This is a genomic window from Fluviicola sp., from assembly GCF_029266855.1.
GTDB lineage: Bacteria > Bacteroidota > Bacteroidia > Flavobacteriales_D > Crocinitomicaceae > Fluviicola.
This window is the reverse complement of sequence record NZ_JAQSWB010000001.1, coordinates 253,545-269,357: the sequence shown is the minus strand read 5'-3', so window position 1 is coordinate 269,357 and position 15,813 is coordinate 253,545. Positions and strand designations below refer to the sequence as shown.

Genomic DNA, 15,813 nt, shown 5'->3' with positions numbered 1-15,813 from the left:
CATGAAAAACCTTTTATTGGCTTTCTTCATTTTTGCAACAGCTTCCTGCTCCACTGCTCAAATGACTTATTCTTCCAAAAACAAAAAAGCAATCGCCTTATATGAACAGGGACGCGATGAACCGGGTAAATCCGTTGATCCTAAAACCCATGGTCCGAATTATGCCGGCGGAATTGCACTTTTAGAGAAAGCTTTGGAAAAGGATCCTAATTTTTGGGAAGCTCACATGGTACAGGCTGAAATGTATGAAGAATTAAATCAGCCATACAAAGCAATTGAACACTACCGCAAAGCACTGGCCATTAACCCGAATCCAACTTCAGGCGGTGCTACTTATTTTTATCTTGGAACATTGGAATACAGTGTCGGTGAGTACGAAAATGCAGTGAAGAACTTAACCACTTTCACCCAGGTAAAAGGTGCACATCCGGATAATATTGCTCTTGCAAAACGAATCATCAGCGATTGTGCTTTTGCGATTGAGGCAATGAAAAATCCAACCCAATTTAAACCGGTAAATCTTGGACCTGGAGTAAATACAAAAGACCCTGAATACTTCCCTACGATTACTGTTGATGGAAAAACACTCTTGTTTACGCGTTTAATCGATGACAAGCGTGTAAACGGACCTTTCCAGAAACAGGAAGATTTTTATGTTTCCAATCTAAGCACCTTTAATACCTGGGAAGCAGCTTTTCCCATGCCGAAAAATATCAATACGGTAAATAATGAAGGCGCACCGACAATCAGTGCCGACGGAAGGAATCTCATCTTCGTAGCATGTTCGGATGAAAGCGGTACAAATTACGGAGAGAACAGAAAAGGAAAAGGAAGCTGCGACTTGTTTTATACCAAGCGTTTGGGCAGTCAATGGATTGATCCTGTGAACCTTCCTGGAGCAATCAATACAGGAAACTGGGAATCTCAGCCATCGTTATCGGCAGACGGGAAAACGCTTTATTTCGTTCGAAAAGCAATGACACGAAACGGAAGGCCGGATTCGGATATCTATTTTTCAACTTTAAAAGAAGATGGTTCCTGGGATACACCTGTTCGATTACCGAGTACGATCAACACACCTTACATGGAGGAATCAGTTTTGATCCATCCGGATGGAAAAACATTGTATTTCTCTTCCCAGGGCCATTCCGGAATGGGTGGATTGGATATCTTCATGTCACGCATGAACGACAAAGGCGAATGGAGTAAACCCGAAAATCTGGGATATCCGATCAATACAAGTGCGGATGAAAATTCACTGCTTGTTAGTGCAGATGGCGAAGTTGCATTCTTTGCCTCTGATCGTGAAGGAGGTTTCGGCGACCTTGATATCTACTATTTCATCATGCCGGAAAAATTCCGACCGGTGAAAACCTTGTATTTCGATGGTTTGGTATTCGATGCAATTACGAAGAAACCGTTGCCGGGGAAATTCTCCCTGGTAAACATCAAAACAGGAGTTGAAGTCATTAAGTCTGAAGCAGACCAGGTTACGGGTACTTTCACTGTTTCGCTTCCTTTAAATGAAGAATATGCGTTATCAGTAAGTTATCCGGGATATACCTTCTTCTCCCAAAATTTCAACATGACTATAGCTGGTAACCAGGAATCTTTCCACATGGATGTTCCGATGGTTCCGCTCACAGCTTCCGGAACAGCAACCGCTTTAAAGAATGTCTTCTTTGATTTAAATAAAGCAACACTTCGACCGGAATCCTTTGTTGAATTGAATAAACTTCGTGATTTGTTAAAAGCAAACCCGGCTACTAAAATTGAAATTGGCGGACATACCGATACACGAGGCGATGCTACTGAAAACTTAGCACTATCTGAAGCACGGGCTAAGTCAGTGAAGGATTATCTGATCAGCCAGGGAATTGAGACTTCCAGATTGTCTTCAAAAGGTTACGGTGAAACAATGCCTATTTTCTCTGACGAAGCCATTGCAAAAATGACAACGGAAAAAGAGAAAGAAAAAGCGCACCAGGAAAATCGCAGAACAGAATATAAGATTGTGAAGTAATGCATTTCATTCGACTCATAAGACCAATCAACCTGCTTGTCATCATCCTGACAATGTATGGAATCCGTGTGTTCTTTATTCCCTATTTCTCCGAAGATGTTTTACTCAAAAGATCACATCCCAACGAGGCAATTGATTACTTCCTGCTGGTTTTTTCTACGGTATTGATCGCCGCAGCCGGAAACATTATCAATGACTATTTTGATGTGAAAGCAGACCGGATCAACAAACCGAACAAGGTCATAATCGGGAAATACATTAAACCCAGATGGGCGATTGTTTCACATTGGATCCTCAACTTTGTAGCCTTTTCCATTGCCTGTTATTTGACATGGGCATACGAAACATTCTGGTATGTATTCATCCATTTGCTGAGTATCAATATCCTGTGGTTCTATTCCATGTATTTTAAACGGAAATTCCTCATCGGGAACCTGTTTATTGCTGCATTAACGGGCTTGGTACCCTTACTCTGCGGAATTCACTTCTTAGGCCTCACTACTCCTTTTCAAAGCGCCAATTTCATGAGTGATTTTAAAGAAGGAGCCAATTGGATCTCTCAGCTGAACCTCAAGATTTTCTTTGTCGTTGCATTGGCATTTTTCGCTTCCTGTTTAAACCTGGTTCGTGAAATCGTGAAAGATATGGAAGATGTGGAAGGAGATCTTTTACTAAAAGCGAAAACTATTCCAATCGTTTTGGGAACCAACAAGGCAAGGTGGATTTCACTGTTCGGCTTACTGGCAATTATTGGAGTTTCTCTTCCTTTCTTAATTGAAGGATACTCTGTTTTTAATCAAACATTCATACGGGTCATGGGACCTTCCTTTATCATCTATCTCCTGCTGATTATCTGTTGTATTCTTTTGCTCAATAAACCCGATCGAAGTCGTTTAAAACACATCGACCTAATTTTAAAAATCACCATGCTGATCGGTTGTTGCATGCCTTTTTACTGGTATTTCCTATGAACGAAATTAAATGGATCCTCGGTTCCCAATCCCCCCGGAGAAAAGAACTTCTGGCAGGTATTGGTATCGAATTTGAAGTAAGGATAAAAGATACGGAAGAGCTTTACCCTGATTCGCTTCCGGCTTCGGAAGTTCCCGAGTTTCTTGCAAAACTGAAAGCCGCTGCCCTCCTGCCCGGCCTGGCCGATCACGAAGCGGTCATCTGTGCAGATACTGTAGTTATTCTTGAAGGTGAAATTCTTGGGAAACCGGTGGATTTTGAAGATGCAAAAAAGATGTTATCGCGTTTATCAGGAAGAAAGCACACAGTAATAACCGGAGTTTTCATTGGCTCCCGGGTAAAAAGCACCTCCTTTTCCGAACGAACGGATGTAGAATTTGAACACCTCACAGAAGAAGATATCAACTTTTACATTGATCAGTACAAACCCTTTGACAAAGCCGGATCTTACGGCGTGCAGGAATGGATCGGTTATGTGGCCGTAAAACGCATGGAAGGAACGTATACCAATGTGATGGGACTTCCAACCAATCGTTTGTATAAGGAGATTCAAGGATTTGTTTCATTTGAAAAATGATTATTGGTATTCCCTGCCCCAATATTGGGACATTGGGTTTTCCCGAAATCCCAAAATTATCAGGCGCAAAAAAAACGCGGCCCAATAAAATGAACCGCGTTTCAATAGTTATCTGATTCCTTTACTGCTTAACAAACGGTGTCGTTTCCGAACCGTTATCCCCGCTTACGCGAACAAGGTAGTATCCGTTTTGTAAATCTCCAACCTGGAAATCTGCTGCATATGTTTGATTGTTGTTAAGAACTGCCTGGTATTTCACTACCCGTCCATTCATATCAATCACTTCTATTTTTGCATTGTTTCCAATATTACCTACTAATTCCACTCGCATTTTCTCAGCTGCAGGATTCGGGAAAACAAGTAATTCATTCTTCAGCACTTCTTCATCCAAGCCTAATGTAAAACCGACAGAGAAATCATAACGATGGTATGAACCAAAGTCGGCAGGGAAGATTTCCATCATGGAACCACCCACTTTCCGTACTCTGAATCCTCCTGTTGTTTCGCCTTCAACTTGTGCAGAGTACCAAAAACCGATCCCGTCATCATCGCTGTCTTCAAGGATCAGGGAATAACATCCCGGAGCCAGGTTAAAGGTATCTTTATAATCTGTTGTATTTGTTAAGGCTGTTCTCTGGAAAATAATGTTCCCGTTATGATCCACCAATCTCCATTTGTTTTCGTTTGCCTTGTTATTCGTTGTCATCCAAACAAAGAATGCCCCGTTAATCATTTCCGGTGCCGTATACTTCGTTTTGAATTCATTATTGTTTGCATATTCATCCAGTGCAGCTGATCCGTCAATTTCAATCACGCGGGCGTAGAATCCACTCGCCGGATTAGCTCCGAACCAGAAGTTTTGATTTGGAATCGGAATTTCAACTATTTCTTTCTGAAGGAAGCCCAGGTTTCCGTTCCATGTATAATCAATGAAATTACCGTAAGAAACCCAAATGCGTATTTTACAAGATGTTAAAGGAAGAGCTCCGTTATTTTGAAGGATCACCCGAGGATTTGAACAGGTTGGATTCCATTTGCTGTAATATTCGTAGCTGTTCGGATTCAATATATCCAAAATTGCCGCATCGTGCTGAAAGTTTGGTGCTGAATAGGAAACCAGGTCAATTGCAGTTACGAAATTCCCTCCTGCTTGTCCTGCATCATTCGCAGGGACATCTGATACGTCATAATCAATTATCACCGTATCGCCAGGTGTCACATAGGAAGTCAGTTCATGATCGAATTCCCTGACCATATCTCCCGGACACCAGCCTTCACGTGCATACGGCCAGGTTCCTCCCTGACCAATATTCGGGTTTTTCCCGCAATCGTCTCTCCAGATACTCCAGCTGAAACGCTCCACGCCATCGATGATGATTTTGTGTTGTTTGTCTTGCCATTCACAACAAGCTCCGTTACCAACCTGACCATGCCCGGTTAAGCGCGTTCTGATCTTAAAGTTTTCGGAGGTGTCTGAAAGTGCAACCGGAGTTGCTTGCAAAACCACATCGTTAGCCATCTCGGCATAGTTATAGGAAGTCCAGTTTTGCCAAACGGGCTGAATATCGTGAACATCTCTTGCCGGAATTCCTTCTATAAATGCGAATTTCAGATCGATTAGTTCTTGCGTGTTATGCGCTGCCAAATCAACCATTCCGTGCAGATACTTCTGGTAATCCGTTACATCGTAGATCCACGTAAATCCCTGAGGTCCCAAATCAAACCCGATTCCATAAGGTGTAATGTATCGTCCGATCTCAATGTCGTTTACTTCTTCAAATGGGGCCTGAAAATAGGTAATCGTATCATTTGTTTCCGTTACATCAACAGGACTCGGACCTGAACTAATCGTTGTTCCTGCAGAAGTCAGGGTATCGACAGTAGCTAAAGCATATGTTTTCTCATTGGAAGAAACAATGAAACTGTTATCACTTGCAACATAATTAAACTTCACGGAAACTTCCGGAAAAACTGCTGTTAAAACAGAATCCGCAGTAGAAGTATTGTAAGTTCCCTGGTCCAATGAAAAAACAGGAATCTCACTGATCATTTCCGTTCCGGCAATATAACTGTTATTTAAGGTCATAACAGCGCTTGTATTTGAAGCCATTGCCAATCGGTTATGAGTGCTTCGGTCAATGATCCCGCGCTCACCGTCAAAATCGTAGTAAAGTTCCAGATCCGAATAATTCGGGTGTGTGTTAGTGATCTTTTTATTCATCCATGCTGAAATGTCTGCGGCACTTAAGGCTGTCGACCAAACAGATAATTCATCCAGTTGTCCGTTGTAGAAATTCGCATTATCAGCATTCGCCCCCAAAACAAAACGGGAGATCTTTCCTACCGGTAATATTTTTCCGGTTCCGGAATGCCATTGAACACCGTCTTTATAGATAAACATTTGACCGCTTGATGACTTTTTAACGAAAGCCCAATGATGCCAGACATTATCAATATCTGTTGCCGTTGCCAATTTTGAAATCCGGTCATAACTCGATCCGTTACCCGCGTCAAAATAAATGTTGTTATCCGACCATGGGAAATGAATATTGAAAATTCGTTGGTTTAATGAATCTACCGCTTCCAAAACCGAAGTACTGGTTCCCGCAACTCCGTTTCCTTTTGCCCAAAAAGCAACAGTTACGTCTGCTCCCGGTTCAACATTACTCAGGTTGACATCTGCATAATTACTCCCGGTAGCGTTGAATACTCCACCTCTGTTGTTATAAAATAAAGAGGAATTTGAGCCGAGGGTCTGCATGGCAAGTCCGCTTGAAATCCCTGATACATGCGCATCTTCGTAAGAAATTTCAATGATCAGGTTGTCTGTTCCATTATAATTGAATGCTTGTCCGAAATGGAAAACAGTTGCTCCGTTAACAATATTCATCACGTCATCAGCATAGACCGCTGTTAATCCGCTTGTTTCCCAGTTGGTCAAGGCACTTGCCGAAGTATGCTTCAATTTGATCGTTACATTCTCCAATTCGGAAATTCCCTGGTTAAACATCAGTTGCAATGCCTGAAGGTCTCCGGCAACAATTCCGTTTGCAGCCAGGTCAGATGCCGAAACGATCCATTGCATTTTTGCGCCGTTGGAACCTGTACTCACAAAATTAACATTGGAGGCTGCTGTTCCAGAAATAGCATGCATATTGGAAGTTTGAAGTGTTCTCCTTGCTACTTGCCGGTACTGCTGATCGTAATATGCTTGATTTGCATATGCGTAAGATAGCGGAGCTGTTGTATTTACTTTAAACTTTTCCCCGTCTACCTGCACTGAATCCATGATCCCAGTATGCTCGAAAATTCGCGTATAAGCCAAATAATCCCATTCACCGCAATTGTAGTTATCCCATGTGGTTAAAGGACTGCATTTTAACTTGTAATACATTAACACCTTTTCAAAACGCTTGGTATCTAAACTTGCCGGAAATTGAAATTCAGCTCTTCTGGATACGATGGTGTCAAACGTGTAGGTCTGAACCCAGGTTGTGTCCTGGGCAAATGAAGCAAGTGCTCCAAATGCAAGAAAACCTGAGAGAAATAGTTTTTTCATATCTTATAATCAGTATAGGAGGGTAAAGATAACCCAAAGAACACTCCATACCTATATCGATTTTGTGACATTTCCGGGACAAAGTCCTTTTTGCACCCAAATTACATCCAAGTCTTGTATTGCTGACTAATAAGATTTGAAAATCGGAAGCCGATTAAATGTCTTGTTTTCAAAGTGATGACAATTCTGATAAATGAAAAACAACTGAGCTTCTCCATTTTTTGCGAATTCCGGGTCGGATTTTTTCTTTTCTTCTAACCTTGCTTTAAGACCCGGATCATTATTCAACAATTTCGCCGCTTCGTCTTCAAAAACATAGGCAGAAAAATATTCTTTCTCCTGTACATAACTGTCCATAAAGTTCCAGGCAAAGTATGAGTCTTCGGCACGCGGCTCCAAAACACTGATAATAAAATTCAGTTTGTCCTGATCACAGGGAATCCAAACACTGCCTTTCGGGATACGAACCTGTTCTTCCTGCTCGATGCTTTTTACTTTCCGGTGTAAATAATGTCCTTCATATGGCCGGTTGCCGGATTCGAAATCCAGGATCCTGATCGTATGAACTTTCTGTGTTATACTATCCATTTCCATGAATTTCACTCCATTTGCTCTCAAACGCTCAATAATGTTTTCTGCTTCCAGTGAAACAATATATCCTTTTGGAATCCTGACAGAATCCTGGTATCGATACGTTTGGAAATAAGGAATATATTTCGTGAACGGTTTTGAGCGATCATAAAATAAACGGTCCTTTGCTGAAACTTCACTTGGTTTGTATCCGAATTCGTAGCCTTTGAACAAAATCGAATCTTTTTGCTCACTTAGCTTATAATTCATTGGGAAATAAGCTTGTTTCATATCTCGCTTAAATGCATCTTTCCTGGCATTTTCAATGGCCAAAGTATTCTCCTTACTCCAGCTGAATAAAAAGTTTAAATAATCTTTAGTTGCCCGGACCCGCTGTGGAAAGGGTTTCAGCATGTGAGTTTCCACTGTAATACTCAGTGCATGAAAAAGTGTTCCGTAACCTTGTGCATATCTCGGAAGATCATTGAATGCCTGGATGCCCGATTCCGGTGTTTCCCCGGTCGTCTCCACATACGGCGACCAATCCCAACTCTCCTTTTTCAATGTCTCGGTCAGATTAGGAAGGTATTTTTGTGTAAATAAATTCCGAACTCCCGGATCCATCCGTTCTTTCATTGGATGAATAAAGGTCAGAGTGTATTGATAATCCGCTCCGTTCGAAACATGCGTATCAACGAATACATCCGGATCAAGTGCGTGGTAGATCGAGGCAAAGGTTCTCATGTTTTTGGAATCCATCTTGATGAAATCCCGGTTCAGGTCCAGGTTTTGTGCATTCCCTCTGAAACCGTACTCAGCCGGACCATCCTGGTTTGCTCTGCTGGATGAAGATCTGTTCATCATTCCGCCCACATTATAAGCAGGAATAATTGCAATTAGCGGCAAATCTTTTGTTTTCTTTCCCTTCCTGATCCATTCTTCGATCCACAATAAACAGGCGTTTACACCATCGGGTTCACCGGCATGAATAGCATTATTGATTAAAATACTTGTATTGTCGCGGGCTTTCTGAAAGGTTTGCAGGGAATCTCCTGCCCCATTAATAATTACTACGTAAAGCGGAAACTCCGTGTCGGATTCACCCATTTGATACAATTCAATTTCCGGATGCTTCTGATCCCATTTTTTATAGATCTCTATCAATTCGGGATATGTGGGAGTTTTATTCTCACCCCATTGTGCCAAGGTAAGCAGGGGAAATATCAGTGTGAAGAATGCAAGTTTCATGGCTTAAAAATAAGATATCTCTGCAAATCCTGAAGTAGTGACAGACAGACAAATTTAATTCAAGAAGATGAACTAATTTTAAGTAGTAGTGTACAAGATAAAAAAGGGTCTATGAAATCTTCGGTTATTGCTTTCCTGATTTTTATTTGCATGGGATTTAAATGTTCAGCAGATTGTGCCGGAACGGGTTTGTATGTCTTTCCAAATCAAAAGGAAATAAAAAAAACGAGTGTTTTTATTTTGGATGGATATGCAGAAAGTCAGCACGTAATAAATGGTTTGAATAAGCAATTTCCGATTTATTTAAAGTCCGGAGGCGAACGGATTTCATTAGTTGTTGAAGAGATTCATGTCGGACAGTTTTTCTTAACCCAGGCGCTGTTGAAACCTGAAAGATCATTAACTCCGGGAAAAGAATACCAATTGGTAATCGAACATTTACCTGACTATGAAAATTTGGGTAACTACAATTCGAAAACTCAAAAATACGATGCAATCACTTATTTCGTAACCGACGAAAGTGATACGGAAGTTCCCCGATGGATAGTGGTGCCAAAGGAGAAAAATAAATCATTCCGGCATTATGGATGTGGCCCCTCTATTCATGTTAATTTTGATTCACAGATTAAAGAGCAATCTGATTATTTAATAAAAACAACCGTTCGATCCGTTGAGACCGGTAAAGAGACAACGTATTATATTAGCGAAGGAAGAGAAGGTATTTCTATCGGACATGGTATGTGTTCCGGAGCTTTCATATTCGACGAAGGAATGAACTATCAGGTAAAGTTCATGATCATCGATGTTTCAGGAAATGTTTCAGAGGAAACGGAATGGATAGCCTTTACGAAGCCTGAAAAAGCCGAGTGAAAGTTGAATAAAAATCAACACGGTGATTACAGTATTATAAACCTTGACCTGTTCGCTATTTCGCGAACACGCGAATTTTCGAATTCTCAAAAAATGGACAATACGTTAAACCGCTCAAACTGCCATATTTTCAAGCTTATTCTCCTCCACTATTCCTCTACGATGATTAATCCCCCAACTAATCATGCTATTCATCACATCACTTAATTGTTTTGCAGATTCCGTCAATTCGTATTCCACCAAAACAGGAATCGAATCATAAACCGTTCGTTTTACAATCCCGTTCAATTCCAATTCTTTTAATTCCTTGGAAAGCATTCTCGGTGTAATCTTCGGAATCTTCCGCTGAATCTCGGTAAACCGTTGCTTCCCGAATGACATGGTCGCTATAATAGGCAATTTCCACTTACCCGAAATGACATTCATGGTATCATTGATTGCCAAAACAAACTGGATCGGGCAGGATGTTGCTTCTTTAAAATCGATTCCTTCTTCCATTTTACAAAATTACGCGATACAAGTATACAAAAGTATATCGCTATACAAAAGTATAGGACTTCTTTTTGTATAGTAAGATCCTGTAGCTTTGTTCCATCATCCTGATGATAAATATCAGGACTTTACAAATTAAAAAATTGACATATGATTTTAGTAACAGGCGCAACAGGAAATTTAGGAAAAGCAACAGTAGAATTCCTGGTAAAAAAAATTCCGGCAAATGAAGTAGCAGTGCTGGTTCGCGATGCAGACAAAGCAAAAGGCTTAAAAGAACTGGGAGTCGACGTAAGAATTGGCAACTACCACGATAAAGAGTCACTGGTAAAAGCATTTCAGGGAATTGAAAAAGTACTTTTGATTTCTTCCAGTGATTTGGAAGATCGTTTAGGACAACAAAAAAGAGCGGTTGACGCAGCAAAAGAAGCCGGAGTGAAACACATCCTTTACACCGGTGTTTCGATGCAAAACCTGGAAAAATCCGCTTTAAAACCATTTATGGGAGTTCATTTCGATACGGAAAAGTACATTTTGGATTCGGGTTTGACCTACACTTTCCTGCGCGACAATTTATACGCAGATGTGATCCCGGTTTTTGTAGGCCAACAGGTTCAGGAAACCGGAATTAACTTTCCTGCCGGAAACGGACGTGTTCCATATACTTTAAGAACCGAAATGGCTGAAGCTTTTGCCAATGTGTTAAGTTCTCCTGGACATGAGAATAAAACTTACGAAATTTCGAATGTGGAGAGCTACTCCTACCAGGATGTTGCCAATGCTATTTCTGCTCATAGCGGAAAGACCGTTGCCTATAATGATGTCTCTGTAGCGGATTTTTCAAAAGCATTATCCGAGGCAGGTGTTCCGGAAGAAGTGATCGGGTTTTCACTTGGATTTGCAACCGCAACAAAAGATGGCGATTTTGATATTCCCAATACACATTTAGAGCAGCTTTTAGGAAGAAAACCAAGTTCTCTGGATCAATTTATCGGAGAAATATACCAATAATCAATCCCTTTGATTTTAAAAGCGGTTCGTTTACGGATCGCTTTTTTTATTTTGTAACTTCAGCGATTCATTGATAAAATTTATGATTCTAGACTTTCTTATTGGCGTTTTAATCGTGAATGCTCTTCCGCATTTTGTACTTGGAATAACCAAAACCCGCTTTTTGGGACTATTCGGTTACAGGCCTGCTGCAAACATCTGGTATGCAGTTGTACAATTTATTCTTGCATTGGTCTTGTTTCATATCCGCTATGGAATTAAAGCTATTTTGGAAAACGGGATTTTTCTTGGTGCAGCGTGTACGTGCATTTTATTCCTGATTTTCGGAAAATCCATTTTGAAGTTTTACCAGAAAAAGTAAACTTTTCCAAAATTATCAATTAGCAATTATAAATGATATAAGAGCAATACTCTTACCAATTATACCAGTGATAATTCATAATTTTAAACAATGGATTTATTCACTCCTCCTGTAGACGAAACTCACAATTGGCTTCCCTATGACGGAACAGTGAATTACTATGGAGTTGTTTTTCCTCAGTTACAGGCTGATTTTTTCCTGGATTATCTCCTGAATCACATCGAATGGAAAAACGATGAAGCGATCATTTTCGGAAAACGCATTATCACGAAACGGAAAGTTGCCTGGTATGGCGACAAAGCCTTCGAATATACTTATTCAAACACAACCAAACAGGCTTTACCCTGGACGAAAGAATTACTTGAACTCAAGCGCATTATTGAAACAAAAACAGGAGAAACCTTCAATTCCTGTTTACTTAATCTCTATCATGACGGAAGCGAAGGAATGGCCTGGCACAGCGATGCAGAAAAGGATCTGAAGAAAAACGGGGCGATCGGATCGGTGAGTTTTGGAAGTGAACGTAAATTTGCTTTTAAACACAAAAGGAATGGAGAAACGGTTTCTTTAATACTGGAACACGGAAGTTTGCTTGTAATGAAAGATGAAACACAGACTAACTGGCTTCACAGGCTTCCTCCTACCCGTCTGTCTAAAAAACCAAGAGTAAACCTGACATTTCGAACGATTGAACAATAATACTGAAAGCATGCACTGTCTATGAGTTCCGCAAAAACATTTCTAAGTGATTTCAAAACCACACGCAATTTCGCAGAGGTTATTCCATTCCTGGTAAAGGAAGAAGCATTGAGATTGGCTGTTTTTGAAGAGATCGAATGTGAAGAGTACCCATTTCCCGAATATGCTTCATGGATTGCCGTTCATTTTTTTGAGAAACATCCGGAACTGATGACACGCGAGCAATTTGATTTGATGGTTGCTGTTTTGATCAGAACAAAAAATCATTCCGTGCAGCGGAACCTTTCAAATGCATTGGTCAATGCACCATTTGACTGTTCTGAAAACGGGGAGTTGCTCGATGTTCTCATTGATTTTCTTCATCAATCGGAAGCTCTTCCTGCTTTGAAATTTCATGCACTTCGCATGATAGAACAACACTATTTGGAAGCATATCCGGAATTAATCCGGGAATTGAAAACCTTATTTGAAGTTATTTCCAATCACCCCAAAAAGTCCATGCAGGCAATGGCAAGAAATTTCGAAAAAAAATACTGTAAACATCCTTATTATGTACAATAAACTTCTTTTCACTATCCTTTCATTTGGCTTCTTTACAAACCAGGTGTTTTCCCAAACCATTCTCCTGGAAGAAATAATGAAAGGCGAAGAATTTGTTGGCTTTTCTCCGCAAAATATCCGTTGGGCATTAGACAACGAATCCGTAACCTTTGATTGGAATCCGAACGGTGAATTGGGGAGAAGTTTGTACGCTTACCAGTTAAAACAAAAACGAACAATTAAGGTTCCTGTTTCCGGAAATCAATTGAACTGGACTCCGACTTTAGATAATCACACCCAACTAATTAATAACCATTACTTTAATGACAATGGCGATTTGGTTCGCTATGATCTGAAAAGCAAATCCAAAACGATCATTTATTCGGGAAAAGAAACTATCGGAAGTGTTTTCAGGAATCAGAACTCACCCCGGATTTATTTTATGATCCAGAACAACTTGTTTTGCTATAATGAAACGATCGGGAGTGTTGTTCAAATAACAAATTTTGTCCAGGGAAGTCAAACCACAGAAAAGGCCGATACCAGTTTTTTATATCAACAGCAGCACGAATTATTTTCATACATCAAACTCCAGGATGAGAAGAAAAAATGGAGTGAAAAACAACCCAAACGGAGAACTCCGGCAGGAATCTATTATTCAAAAAACGAGTATGTTGCCAAACTGAATGTCAGCCAGGATGGAAAATACGTTTCGTTTGTGCTTGTTATGGATTCCGATGAACCTGCCACAAATTATGAAACTTACATTACAAGTGACGGTTTTACACATCACCGGCAGGCAAGAGCAAAAGTAAACGACAAAGAACCCAACTCGCGTATGGGAATTTTCGATACCGAAAAAGACACTGTTTATTTTGTTAATTATTCCACCTTGAAAGACATCCGTAAAAAACCGGCATACCTTGCAGAATACGGAATATCGGGTCTGTATTCCAAAGACCGGGATATCTGTTTTCACCAGGCAATAATGAACCCGGATGAAAATACAGCTTTGGTCGACATCCGTTCTTATGACAACAAGGATCGCTGGATTTGTTTGGTAGACCTTGCATCGGGAAAACTGAGTGAATTGGAACACCAATACGATGAAGCCTGGATCGGCGGACCAGGAATTTCAGAATGGAACGAAGAAGAAGGAACACTTTCCTGGATAAATGGAACTGATTTCATCTTTCAAAGTGAAGAAAGCGGGTATTCTCATTTATACCGGATGAGCGTGAAATCGAAGGATAAAAAAGCATTGACAAACGGAAAGTGGGAAGTACGCGACCCTTTTCTTTCCAATGACAAAAAGAGCATTTATTTTATCGGGAACAAAATCCACCCAGGAGTAAGAAACGGATATAAGCTAGACCTTGCTTCAGGACAAATAATCCCGCTTTTTGAAGGGAATTTCGGAATAGAATGGACATTGTCTCCCAATGAAAAGACATGGGCTATCCGCTATTCTACAGCTACACAGCCATGGGAATTATGTATTGTTCCAAATTCCCCGGGACAAAAATTAGTTCCGCTTACCAAAAGTACGCTTCCCGGTTTTGAACAATTACAACTTCAATCCCCTGAAATCATTCAAATTCCTGCTTCAGACGGTCAGCTTATTTATTCCCGGAAATATACCCCTGAAAAACCCAACGGAGCAGCGGTTTTATTTGTTCATGGAGCAGGATACCTGCAAAACGCTCATTATTTCTGGAGTTATTACCAACGGGAAATGTTATTCCACCAATTACTGATCGGAAAGGGATACACCGTACTTGACCTGGATTACCGTGCAAGTGAAGGTTACGGAAGAGATTGGAGAACGGATGTTTACAGAAACATGGGAAATCGGGATTTGAATGATTATGTGGATGCGAAGAATTTCCTGGTGAAAAATCACGCTATTGATTCGAATCGCGTTGGGATCTACGGCGGAAGTTATGGTGGGTTTATTACTCTAATGGCCCTTTTGAAAACCCCGAACACCTTCAATTGCGGAGCCGCATTGCGTTCTGTTACGGATTGGGCACATTACAATCACGAATACACAAGCAACATCCTGAATTATCCGTCTACGGATCCAAAGGCTTATCGCAGAAGCAGCCCGATCTATTTTGCGGAAAACCTGAGAAAACCGTTATTAATGCTTCATGGTATGGTAGACGACAATGTGCAGTTCCAGGATATTGTGCGTATAAATCAGCGCTTTATCGAATTGGGAAAAACCGACTTTCAATTAAGTATCTTCCCTACTGAAGCTCACGGTTTCACCTTTACTCCTGCATGGATTGATGAATACAGACGTATTTTGGAGTTGTTTGAACAGAATTTAAAGTAATTTCCACCTGCAGATTATATAGTTTTACTCAGATATTTAGATAATCATTCGTAATTCGTATCCCGATCCGCCGCGGCGGATCGGGACGTAATTCGTAATTCTAATAATATGGAAATTCGAGAATTAAAAACAATAGCCGAAATGTTACCTCATCTTGGGGTGCTTCGGGAATTGTATCCGGAACTGAACCCGGAAAACTACGAGCGCATGCTTCATCAAATGATTCCAAACAACTACGCACAAGTGGGAGTTTTTATCCGGGGTAAATGCATTGCTGTCAGTGGATACTGGCTCGGAACAAAATTATGGTGCGGACCTTACCTGGAACTGGATAATGTCATAGTTTCCAAAGAAGCAAGAGGAACCGGAGCAGGAAAACTGATCCAGCATTACCTGGAAGAAAAAGCAAAGCAACTCAATTGCAATATCATGGCCTTAGATGCCTATACAAGCAACTTCAAAGCTCACCGGTTTTATTACAACCAGGGATATGCTCCGAGAGGATTTCACTTTATCAAAATTTTAGATGAAAAAGGACTGACTTGAAAAT

General features: G+C 40.6%; 13 protein-coding genes. 10 read left to right on the top strand and 3 right to left on the bottom strand.

What is annotated here, in order from left to right; genetic code table 11:
• Position 1 precedes the first annotated feature (1 nt).
• From K0S23_RS01155 to K0S23_RS01145, 3 genes are read left to right on the top strand one after another with little or no spacing between them, the layout of a single operon-like run.
• Entirely contained in the window at positions 2–2,023 is a 2,022-nt protein-coding gene (locus K0S23_RS01155; protein ID WP_300353114.1) for an OmpA family protein, read from the top strand.
• Positions 2,023–2,994: a geranylgeranylglycerol-phosphate geranylgeranyltransferase gene (locus K0S23_RS01150; protein ID WP_300353111.1), complete on the top strand. Its 972-nt coding sequence runs from the start codon at positions 2,023–2,025 to the stop codon at positions 2,992–2,994. The genes K0S23_RS01155 and K0S23_RS01150 overlap by 1 nt, the downstream gene beginning before the upstream one ends.
• Entirely contained in the window at positions 2,991–3,572 is a 582-nt protein-coding gene (locus K0S23_RS01145) for a Maf family nucleotide pyrophosphatase (protein WP_300353109.1), read from the top strand. Before K0S23_RS01150 ends, K0S23_RS01145 begins: the two co-directional genes overlap by 4 nt.
• Before the next feature lie 121 nt (positions 3,573–3,693).
• Here the strand turns inward: K0S23_RS01145 and K0S23_RS01140 are convergent, their stop codons facing one another.
• Positions 3,694–7,131 (bottom strand): LamG-like jellyroll fold domain-containing protein, encoded by a 3,438-nt coding sequence (locus K0S23_RS01140; protein WP_300353106.1) that lies wholly within the window; start codon positions 7,129–7,131, stop codon positions 3,694–3,696.
• A 126-nt stretch (positions 7,132–7,257) separates the two neighbouring features.
• The gene (locus tag K0S23_RS01135; protein ID WP_300353103.1) at positions 7,258–8,949 is read right to left on the bottom strand and encodes a M14 family zinc carboxypeptidase; all 1,692 of its coding nucleotides are present in this window, start codon (positions 8,947–8,949) and stop codon (positions 7,258–7,260) included.
• A 111-nt stretch (positions 8,950–9,060) separates the two neighbouring features.
• Between K0S23_RS01135 and K0S23_RS01130 the strand changes: the two genes are divergently transcribed.
• Positions 9,061–9,819 carry a hypothetical protein gene (locus K0S23_RS01130; RefSeq protein ID WP_300353101.1) on the top strand — a complete coding sequence of 253 codons (759 nt, stop codon included), beginning with the start codon at positions 9,061–9,063 and terminating at the stop codon, positions 9,817–9,819.
• Positions 9,820–9,933: 114 nt separating this feature from the next.
• Here K0S23_RS01130 and K0S23_RS01125 read toward each other — a convergent pair whose 3' ends face one another.
• The gene (locus K0S23_RS01125; RefSeq protein ID WP_300353099.1) at positions 9,934–10,317 is read right to left on the bottom strand and encodes a helix-turn-helix domain-containing protein; all 384 of its coding nucleotides are present in this window, start codon (positions 10,315–10,317) and stop codon (positions 9,934–9,936) included.
• 144 nt (positions 10,318–10,461) lie between these two features.
• On the opposite strand from K0S23_RS01125, the gene K0S23_RS01120 reads away from it, so the two are divergent.
• The 6 genes from K0S23_RS01120 (at position 10,462) to K0S23_RS01095 (ending at position 15,809) form a co-directional block, all read left to right on the top strand.
• On the top strand, positions 10,462–11,322 hold the full coding sequence (locus tag K0S23_RS01120; RefSeq protein WP_300353097.1) for an SDR family oxidoreductase: 861 nt from the start codon (positions 10,462–10,464) through the stop codon (positions 11,320–11,322).
• 82 nt (positions 11,323–11,404) lie between these two features.
• Positions 11,405–11,683 (top strand): hypothetical protein, encoded by a 279-nt coding sequence (locus K0S23_RS01115; protein ID WP_300353095.1) that lies wholly within the window; start codon positions 11,405–11,407, stop codon positions 11,681–11,683.
• A gap of 90 nt (positions 11,684–11,773) precedes the next feature.
• The gene (locus K0S23_RS01110; RefSeq protein WP_300353093.1) at positions 11,774–12,382 is read left to right on the top strand and encodes an alpha-ketoglutarate-dependent dioxygenase AlkB; all 609 of its coding nucleotides are present in this window, start codon (positions 11,774–11,776) and stop codon (positions 12,380–12,382) included.
• 21 nt (positions 12,383–12,403) lie between these two features.
• Positions 12,404–12,943 carry a hypothetical protein gene (locus K0S23_RS01105; protein WP_300353090.1) on the top strand — a complete coding sequence of 180 codons (540 nt, stop codon included), beginning with the start codon at positions 12,404–12,406 and terminating at the stop codon, positions 12,941–12,943.
• Positions 12,933–15,263, top strand: coding sequence for a prolyl oligopeptidase family serine peptidase (locus tag K0S23_RS01100; RefSeq protein WP_300353087.1), 2,331 nt, complete (start codon positions 12,933–12,935; stop codon positions 15,261–15,263). The genes K0S23_RS01105 and K0S23_RS01100 overlap by 11 nt, the downstream gene beginning before the upstream one ends.
• Positions 15,264–15,371: 108 nt before the next feature.
• A complete protein-coding gene (locus tag K0S23_RS01095) occupies positions 15,372–15,809 on the top strand; it encodes a GNAT family N-acetyltransferase (protein ID WP_300353084.1) in 438 nt (145 codons plus the stop codon).
• Positions 15,810–15,813: the final 4 nt, after the last annotated feature.